Below are 10,539 nucleotides of genomic sequence, written 5' to 3'. Positions count from 1 at the left end.
GCCAAAGCCGCTAAAGATACCGCAATCGACGAGAAATTCAACAACAAAGAATTAACAGAAACAGAAAGAGACGATGCGAAAAAAGCCGCTAAACAAGCAGCAGATACGGCAAAAGAAGCCATCGATGCCGCAACAAATGTTGAGGGAGTCAATACGGCAAAAACAGAGGGTCTACCAAAAGTAAACGCTGAAGTAAATGGCGCAATCAAATCAAACGCTAAACAAGACATTGATACTGCAGCAGAGAAAGCCAAAGAAGCCATCGACAACTCTGACTTACCAGAAGACGTCAAAACAAAAGCAAAAGACGCAGTAGAGAAAGCCAAAGAAGCCGCTAAACAAGCGATCGATAACGCCACAACGGACGCTGACGTCAACACTGAAAAAGAAGCTGGTAAACAAGCGATAGACTTACCAAAAGCCAAAGAAGATGCGAAAAAAGCCATTGATGACGCCAAAGCCGCTAAAGATACCGCAATCGACGAGAAATTCAACAACAAAGAATTAACAGAAACAGAAAGAGACGATGCGAAAAAAGCCGCTAAACAAGCAGCAGATACGGCAAAAGAAGCCATCGATGCCGCAACAAATGTTGAGGGAGTCAATACGGCAAAAACAGAGGGTCTACCAAAAGTAAACGCTGAAGTAAATGGCGCAATCAAATCAAACGCTAAACAAGACATTGATACTGCAGCAGAGAAAGCCAAAGAAGCCATCGACAACTCTGACTTACCAGAAGACGTCAAAACAAAAGCAAAAGACGCAGTAGAGAAAGCCAAAGAAGCCGCTAAACAAGCGATCGATAACGCCACAACGGACGCTGACGTCAACACTGAAAAAGAAGCTGGTAAACAAGCGATAGACTTACCAAAAGCCAAAGAAGATGCGAAAAAAGCCATTGATGACGCCAAAGCCGCTAAAGATACCGCAATCGATAAAGCAGAAGGCCTAACAGAAACAGAAAAAGCCAAAGCAAAACAAGCAGTTCAAGACGCAGCAGATAAAGCAAAAACAGCTATTGACGCTGCAACAGATGTGGAAGAAGTCAACAAAGCAAAAGAAGATGGCGAAAAAGAAATTGAAAATTCACCAGTAACATCAGAAAAAGAAGATGTAAAAGTAGCAGTTGATAAAGCGAAAGAAGATGCGAAAAAAGCGATTGATGATGCCAAAGTGGCTAAAGAAGAAGCAATCGATAAAGCAGAAGGCCTAACAGAAACAGAAAAAGCCAAAGCAAAACAAGCAGTTCAAGACGCAGCAGATAAAGCAAAAACAGCTATTGACGCTGCAACAGATGTGGAAGAAGTCAACAAAGCAAAAGAAGATGGCGAAAAAGAAATTTCTGTTACACTACCAAATAATAAATTCAGAGTACCTGATTTATCTAATATTGATCAGTCTGTGAAAGATAAATTAAAAGAAGAATTGCTTCGTTTAAATCCTGGTGCGACAATTACTTTTAATGAAAATAAAGTAATAGTCAATGGTGTAGAAATACCATTAACCGACTTGATAGTATATGGTAAATATGAAGTTGATAATGATACTCCTAAGTATGACAAGCCAAATCTAGTTCTAGGAGTAGCAGATGGGTCTAACAATCATAAAGGCGATAATAATGGATTAATAAATGGTGAAGAAACAAAATTCGGAACAGGTTCACTTAATAAAGATTCATATTCAAGTAAAAAACTACCAAAAACAGGAACAACAGAACAAAACACAATATTTTATGGAGCTACTGTATTTGGATTAGGTTTAATGATTGCAGCATTAAGAAAACGATTGGAAGAAGAAACGGAATAAGTGGTATATTTTTTAATGCAAGCTTACTGATGTCATATAGATATGACTGAAAAGTAAAAATGGGAAGATAGCATTGCGATGTTATCTTCTCGTTTACTATTTTGACTTAGGTATACTAGTTATGATATTCTATAGGAGATCGAAAATAGTTTTATAATAAAAAAGTGAGGGAGTAGATATGAGGAACATAGACAGGGGTTTTAGAAAACAAATATTTTCTATTAGAAAGTTAACACTAGGTACAGTTTCTGTTGCAGTTGGTATTTTTTTATGTGGGGCAGCTGTCTCTAATCATCAAGTTGCTTTTGCCAACAGTGAGCAGCAGAGTCACAAACAAATAAAAGTTTCGTATCAATATGTTTTAGAAGATGAATTAACAGCTGATGAGAAACAACATATCATTGCTGAATTACCTATGAATTCACAAGAAGAAAACCAAGTTTATTATATGGTTTATCGTTGTGTTTCACAGGAGAAATTACCTCATACAGCAGAACAAAATATGATATTTTATGGTTTATCGGGTATGGTATGCCTTGCAAGTGGATTTATAATACTGTCAGATAGAAAACGAAAAACGAAACAAATGATGATACCTTTATTTTTTGTAACGGCAGCAAGTGCATTTTTATATTCTCATACAGCTTTATACGCTGTACAAAGTCAGCAATTGGCAAAATACAATCAACTTTTGACTTTGGATAGCCAATCTGTTTTACCTAAAGGTGTTGATATTAATGGTTATCGTTATATTGGTTTTATCAAAGGTGAAGCGACGCATTCAGCAGTGGATTCAAGTGGTAAGAATATTTATATAGATGAAGTAGCTCCTTCTATATCACATAAAGAATCAGAGTTGTCAGTAATATCAACTACAAAAAACATGACAACACTAGATGAGTCAGCACCCGTGACGACACGAGAAACATCTGTAAATGAAGTATCAAAGGAATCTTCAAAAGTAGTGCCAATAGAAAATTCTAAAGAAACAACAAAATTAATAAACAAAGAAACGACTTCAGAAACAACAAGAGTAACAACAAGTCAAGTGACGGAAACGACTAAGGTAACGACAACGCAAGATATGCCAAAAGAAATATTGTATCATGTGTCCTATCAATTTACAGCTGAAAAAGAATTACCTCAAGTTCTTAAAGAGAGAGTATTGCATACCTCACAACAAGTAAAAAATGAAACAATCTTGACAACAAAAGAGATTGATACATCAGATTACAACGACATAGTCAATGATGGAATATGGCAGTTTATAGGTTGGGATAAAACGATTGCGACAGTCAATAAAGCTGATGTAGTGTTTACGGGAATATGGCAGTTTACTCCTAACACTTATAAAATACAGTATGCATTTGAAAAAGATGTCAATAGTTCTTTTGACTTACCACAATCTTTAAAAGAAAGATTGAATGGTAAAACACAATCCAAAGTGGAGAATGGTACATCAGTTACAACGGATATGATTGACACAAGTGATTATGTCGATACGGTTCATCATGGGTTATGGACATTTGTTGAATGGACAAAAACAAGTGAAGTTGTCAATAAAGCTGATGTAACGGTTATTGGGACATGGACATTTAAGGAAAATCCAGTGCCGGAATTATATGCGATAACGTATCGTTTTCAATCAGACACTCAAGACGAAGTACTGCCAGAGAGTGTGATAGCCTTAACACCTAGTCAACAAACAGTTCCTAAAGGAAATGCTGTGACACTTATTCAGCCAACTGAGCAAGAAAAGCGTGTAGAAGGTGGAAAGTGGGTATTTAAAGGGTATGCTCCTACATCTCTGACACATATTCAAAGTGATACAGAAGTTGTTGGGACATGGCATTTTGAAAAAAATCAATATACAGTTCAATATGTATTTAGGTCTGCTACGGAGGGGAAAATACTTCCAGTAGAAGTGAATGCATTGAAACCACATCAAGTGCTTGTACCACATGGACAAATATTTAGTCCAAGTGCGATTGATGGTACAATTACAACAGATGAGGGTGTATGGACATTTGTTGGATATGAACCAACAATTCCTGTCACCGTAACACAAAATACCGTTTTTACTGGGACATGGCAGTTTACACCAAAATCAGCAAATCGTTTATATGTGAACACGAATGCAACACAGGGAGGAAATGGTACAGAAGAAAGTCCGTACAATACACTTCAAAAAGCTTTAACATCAATTAAAGAAGGAGATACGATTGTACTATTGAGTGATGTGAATTTAGCAACAAGTATGGCGAATCAAGTGTTGACTATTGATAAATCTATCACAATAGATGGGCGAGGACATACGATTTATGGTAGAGGTTTGAGTTATTCCTTTGAAGGAGAACACACATTATTGAAAGATATCACACTTTCTAGTACACCGGACGGTAGCAACGCACTTTATATTTATGCGAATGATTCTCATTTGATTTTTGATAATGTTGTCACAAGAACAAGTGCGACGATTAACAGTGATGGCTTTACTTTAGTAGTAGGTAGTCATCGTACGACTGTTCCAGCAACTAAAGGTGCTAATATTATATTTAAAAACTCTCCACAACCAACAGAGCATAGACAAAACGACGGATATAGTTATACAGGTACTGTCTTTAAAGAGATTATTCTTGGAGATACCTATCGAGATAAAACGACACCAACAACACTAATACTTGATAGAAATGTCAGAATTGACTCTTCTGAAAGACATCCTGTAGGCATACGTTTATCAAGTGAACAACATCAAAACCTTGGAGAAGTGAATGTAACATTACAAGAAAATGATAAAATAAATTATATTGATGCAACAAATGCAAGGGATAGTAAATTAAACATCAATTATCGTACGACTCAGGAAAATTTAGATATTAAAGGACGTATAAAACATATTCAGTTAAACAACTCAGTCGTTTTTTTCTCTAAAAATTTCCAAGGGGCAGACACCTTGACATTGGATACAGTTAGAGATGCGGTACAATTAGCATCGAATACTCAAGTGAGTGTAGGCGATATTGTATCATCTGGTGGAGTATTTGTTTTACCATTGACAGCAAGTGTGAATGTAGACAATGAAATAAAAGGGAACTTAAATGTTCTTATCAATCCAGTACAATTTGATGTGACTGAAGAAAAAATATATATGACGATTCAAAAAGGTTCTTTAAACACTGTCACATCGCATATCCTGTTTAATGAACGTAATGGAGATGCAGATATTTATACGTTAATAAAAGAAGAAAAAGTAATTCGCTTGATTCGACAAAACAATCATACGAATACCGATACAAGTTTACAAAAACCAATGATTAGTATTGTTGATATTGAAAAAGACGAAGATAATCGTTCGTTAACTGTTGCTGTAGACATTCAAGGACAAGGTATTATCAGTAGAAAACTTGTTATTATTAAAGAAAGTGATGATTCTATTGTAAAAGAGTTACCAATGGATGAACATATATATGATGTGGAGGTTCAAGGTTTAGAAGCAAACACACCATATAAAATCAGATTAGAAGTTATATATGATTTGAATGACGGTAAAGGAACACAAACAATCATAGATACATATATGGAAGCTATTTCTCTACCATAAAGTAGTTTTATTATAGGTTCTATGTCAAATAGGGTTGATGACTCATAAAAGGTAGTGATGTAACAAATGTGACGTCACTATCTTTTTGTTTTAAGTCACAGTCGCAAATTACAATAGTAAGTTAGCCACCTCAGGTAAATCATAAGAACATACATAGTTAAATAATTTACGTGGATAATGATTTATCCATTGTTCAATAGCCGTTACTTCGTTAGGAGTAACGGTTGTTGTGCCTTTTGGAAACCATCGTCTAATCAATTGATTTGCATTTTCGTTACTACCTCGTTCATAAGAAGAGAATGGATGTGCGTAATAAATAGGATAAGTGATGGCTTCGTCTAATTTTAAAAATTCAGAACCACTATCAGCTGTTAAAGAGCGGATTAAATAGTCTTGTTGAATAGACGTCAAAGCGGTATTCACACTTTGAGCCGTTTTATCAGGAATAAGACGAATGATTTCATATCGTGTTTTTCTGTCTGTTAATGTCAATAATTGTTGTCCACGTTTCTTGTTTAAAATCACTAAATCTATTTCAAAATGCCCGATTTCTTTTCTCTCGTTAATCTTTTGTGGTCGCTGTTCGATAGAGAGGGCATTAGCCTTTCTTGGTGGTCGTTTTTCATTGAATTTTATCGGTTTATGTTTTCTAGGATAAAGTAAAAGTTTACGTGAAATACCACTTATCCACCCTTTGTATACCCATGAGTAAATCGTTGTACAAGAGGGCATATCAGGTAATTGGCTAATCATTTCAGGGGAATATTTATCCATGATTTTTTCTTTGATGATGGTTTCTTTTTCTACCGTTGAAGTATCTGTTCTACCTACGGCTAAACGTAAACGATGATAATCGTTTTGTGCCTTTTGAGCAGAGTATTCTTTAGTGCCACCATGAAAAGATAAATCGATAAGTCCACGTTTGATTTCATTATTGATGGTTTGGTGATTTTTTCCCAATAATCGACTGATTTCTTTATTGCTTTTACCTTCTTTTTTCCATTTTTCGATGAAGTAACGTTCTTTTTCTGTTATATGTTTGCCTTTTGTGTTATAGTATTCTTGCATCTCTTGGTATCCTTTTTTTGTGATTATGAAAAGTATATCCTATGAGATGCTTTTTTTGTATCACTGGCTAACTTAATTATATAATTTACTCAAATCAAAAAAGTTGTACAAAATACTAGGACTTTTAGAATTACTAATATTCATGAAAAACATCAAATAATTAACTGTCTATTCTATAAAAACATATCAAAAAATCCTTATTTCTTAAGAATTCTTAAAATAACAACTATATTTTTCTTAATTATACCCCACTTGTTCCAAAAATCCTGATTTTTTGAATAAATAAAAAACAACATCATAAAAAAGGAGAAAAAACAATGTTTAATAAGAAAAAAGACAGATTTTCGATTAGGAAATTTAAGACAGGAGTAGGATCGATTTTCCTAGGATCTTTTCTTTTGATAACACCGCAAGTATTTGCACACGGAGTAGAAAACACAGAACTAACAACAGAAGCAACTAATGCCAGCGTAGTAGAAAAACCAAAAACAACCACAGCAGAAGAGAAAACAGCTTCAGAAACAGAAAAACAAACAAAAGAAAAAGCAAAAAATATCACATTTGAAGACTTTAAAAAAATGACAACAGAAGAAATTAAGGCACTTACTGTTGAAGATTTTGAACAATTAAACCTTACAGATGAAATAGTAGAAAGTCTATCGCTTGAACAACAAAAAGCTTTGACGCTTTCTAAAAACTTCCAAAATTACAAAAGCAAGCAAAAGAAAAACATTGAAGGAAATAAATTCCGTGATGGAGGAGTTATAAGTGATACAGAGTATGGATGGAACTCAAGAGAAGGAAACGATAGCAACATAGTAAAAGACTCTATCGATGTAAAAGTAGAATGGCTTGGAGATAATGGAAGTGGACAAAATAGAGTTAGAGTAACAGCAAATATCAATAAAAAACATGACTGGTGGAAAGAACCATTATTTTATGTTACTGTACCAGAAGGACTAACAGTAACATCCGTGTCTATGGCAGAAAATACTTCATCTTATTTTTATTCAGATGGAAATGTACTTAATGATTGGGCAACTTCTATACATAGATTATCACGAGAAAAAGGAAAGAGAAGTTATGTTGAAAAAACAGTAAGTTATGGTTATAAAAATGATGGATTTGAAGGTCGTTGGAGAGATACAATAGGCTGGCACATGGAGAAGAGTTGGAATACAACTCCAAGTGAAATAGATAGAATAAACAGCATCAAAAATAGAACTAAAGGAATTTTATCATTTGAAACAGAAGAAACAACTTTAGATTATCGAATCACCTACACAGCAACTGTAGATAGTAGTATAAAAAGTGCTGATGAAGTTGCGTTAATTGCTGGATTTAAATCTAACCAACTACCTATAGGATCTGCACAAAATTATGCTCGTGCTTATCTGAAAGTTTACAAAGAAGCTACTCCTGTACAACCAGCACCAACACCGAGTCCATCTTCAAATCCAGCTTCAGTTACATTTTCAAGCTCGCCTACTGAGTCTACTGAATTAATCATGTGGGCAGGTGTTCGAACTGATAAAGACGTTAAGCTTATTGATGTAGAAGCAGGAGACCCACCTGTTATCTACCTGGCAGATGATTCATCAGATCACCCAGGAATAGAAGCAAAATTCACGGGAAATCTAGCTCCTACTAAACCTATATTCCATTATGATAAAGCAAAAAAAGAATTTTATCTTAAAGCAGGTAGTATATTTGGTCATGGAAATAGTGCTACTCCAGGAGGATTCAACAAACGTATTGTAGCAAATACTAGTAAGGATAGAATTGATAACCCACTTGCAAGAAGTGGGAAAATTAGATTTATGTATTTTCACATACCAGAAGATGTAACGATAGATAAAAACAGCAAATTAATAGCCAAGAGTGATTTACAAGAAGAACTTTTAAAATTAGTAAAATATGAGGCTGCTTATAAAGAACAAGCAGATGCAACTACATTCATAATTAACAGAATGAGAAATGGATCTGGGAAAGAAGTTGATAAGATAACTGACTTGAATGGTCTGGGAAATACTCTTGAAGTAACAGCTGTAACAAAGGATGGTTTTGAAAAAAATATCACTGTAACCCTAAATATCTTAGACAAAGAAGCTACTAAAAAATCAATTGATGAATTAAAAAAAGAAATAGATGATTCTAATAATAGAAGAGATGATCTAACAGAGGAAGAAAAACAAGCTGCAGCAGAAGCGACAAGATTAGCTGCAGAGGATGCAAAAAACAAAATTGATGGAGCAAATGATATATCAAATCTAAAAAGGATCAAAGCAGAAGCAGATAAAAAAATATATGAGAAGCATCGTGTAGCAGCAAAAGATAAACCAAATGCAATAGAAGAAATTGATCAAGAAAAAAGAAAACAAGATGAAGAAATAAATAATTCTTCACTATCAGAATCAGAAAAACAAGCTGCAAAAGATAAAATAGCAAAAGAAGCAGAAAAAGCTAAAGAAGCAATCAATAATTCGCCAACTAGAGATAAAGTCAATGAAGCGAAAAATGCTGGAATAGAGGCTATGAAATTACCTAAAGCAAAACAAGCAGCAGTAACAGCATTAGCCCAAGCCCAAAATGAAGCAAATGCAGCAATAGCAGCAAATGACAATCTAAGTCCAGAAGAGAAAGCAAAAGCTAAAAAAGAAGTAGATGATGCGACAAGTGCAGCAATCGATGCAATAAATAAAGCAACAAATAGCGAAGGAATAACAGCTGGACAAACAGAAGGATTAGGCAAAATCGAGTTAGCGAAAGCAAAAGCAGAAGCAGTAGGGAATTTAGAAAAAGCAAAAGCAGATGCCAAAGCAGCAATCGAACAAAATGGACACTTAAGCAGCGAACAAAAAGACAAAGCTAAGGGTGAAGTAGATGCAGCTACAACTGAAGCGATCGAAGCAGTAGGTAATGCAACAGACAAAGAAGGTGTAACAGCAGCAGAAACTAGTGCAACACCAAAAGTTGACTTAGCGAAAGCAAAAGCCGAAGCGATCGAAGCCCTAGCAGCAAGAGTAGAGAGTGCAAATAGTGAAATAGATAATGCCCAAGGTTTAGATAATTCTCAAAAAGAAGCATTAAAAAACAAGGTAAAAGAAGAAGCTAAGAAAGCAGAAGACAGCATCAACAGTGCAACAGATGTATCGACAATACCTGGCTTAAAAGATGCAGGACTATCAGAAGTAAACCTAAGAAAAGCAAAAGAAACAGCAAAAGCAAATCTAGATAAGAAATTAGCTGATAAAACAAATGCGATCAACAACTCAAGCTTAACTGATGAAGAAAAAGTAGAAGCAATAAACCAAGCAAAAGAAGCTAAAAAAGCTGCAGAAGAAGCGATTGAAAAAATATCTGATGAAAACGAAATTACTGGAGCATACGATACTGGAGCAAACAATATAGCAGCAGTAAGTGAAACATCAGCTAAAAAAGCAGAGGCAGAAAGAGCGATCGATGAAGCTAAGCGAGTAAAAGATAGTGCAATTGACAATTCAAACCTAACAGAAGGGGAAAAAGCAGAAGCAAAAGCAGCAACAGATGCAGCAGCAAAAGACGCAAAAGCGAAAATAGCAGCAGCAACAACAAATGCAGATGTAGATTCCAAAAAACAAGCAGGGGAAAGTGCGATAAACGCAGTGTCAACAGATTCAGGATCAAAACAAGCAGCAGTAACAGCATTAGCCCAAGCCCAAAATGAAGCAAATGCAGCAATAGCAGCAAATGACAATCTAAGTCCAGAAGAGAAAGCAAAAGCTAAAAAAGAAGTAGATGATGCGACAAGTGCAGCAATCGATGCAATAAATAAAGCAACAAATAGCGAAGGAATAACAGCTGGACAAACAGAAGGATTAGGCAAAATCGAGTTAGCGAAAGCAAAAGCAGAAGCAGTAGGGAATTTAGAAAAAGCAAAAGCAGATGCCAAAGCAGCAATCGAACAAAATGGACACTTAAGCAGCGAACAAAAAGACAAAGCTAAGGGTGAAGTAGATGCAGCTACAACTGAAGCGATCGAAGCAGTAGGTAATGCAACAGACAAAGAAGGTGTAACAGCAGCA

General features: G+C 35.2%; 4 protein-coding genes. 3 read left to right on the top strand and 1 reads right to left on the bottom strand.

The genetic code is table 11. From position 1 onward, the window contains the following. Window positions 1-1,806: DUF1542 domain-containing protein (locus tag GMA06_RS07760; protein WP_163562240.1), on the top strand; the 1,806-nt coding region annotated here is incomplete at its 5' end. A 178-nt stretch (window positions 1,807-1,984) separates the two neighbouring features. Continuing rightward, window positions 1,985-5,407 carry an SHIRT domain-containing protein gene (locus tag GMA06_RS07755; RefSeq protein WP_163562239.1) on the top strand — a complete coding sequence of 1,141 codons (3,423 nt, stop codon included), beginning with the start codon at window positions 1,985-1,987 and terminating at the stop codon, window positions 5,405-5,407. 108 nt (window positions 5,408-5,515) lie between these two features. On the opposite strand, the gene GMA06_RS07750 is transcribed toward GMA06_RS07755, so the two are convergent. Next, a complete protein-coding gene (locus GMA06_RS07750; RefSeq protein WP_163562238.1) occupies window positions 5,516-6,475 on the bottom strand; it encodes an IS30 family transposase in 960 nt (319 codons plus the stop codon). Between the two features lie 317 nt (window positions 6,476-6,792). Between GMA06_RS07750 and GMA06_RS07745 the strand changes: the two genes are divergently transcribed. Further along, window positions 6,793-10,539 (top strand): DUF1542 domain-containing protein (locus tag GMA06_RS07745; RefSeq protein WP_163562237.1); only part of this gene is annotated, 3,747 nt, incomplete at its 3' end.

This window comes from Granulicatella sp. zg-84, assembly GCF_010892375.1.
Lineage (GTDB): Bacteria > Bacillota > Bacilli > Lactobacillales > Aerococcaceae > WM01.
Note: the sequence above shows the minus strand (reverse complement) of the source record. Positions and strands in the feature narration are given on the sequence as shown.

What these genes read in the sequence shown, in the direction of transcription:
- GMA06_RS07755 (WP_163562239.1), top strand. Translation starts at nt 1,985, where the DNA reads ATGAGGAACATAGACAGGGGTTTTAGAAAACAAATATTTTCTATTAGA.
- GMA06_RS07750 (WP_163562238.1), bottom strand. Translation starts at nt 6,475, where the DNA reads ATGCAAGAATACTATAACACAAAAGGCAAACATATAACAGAAAAAGAA.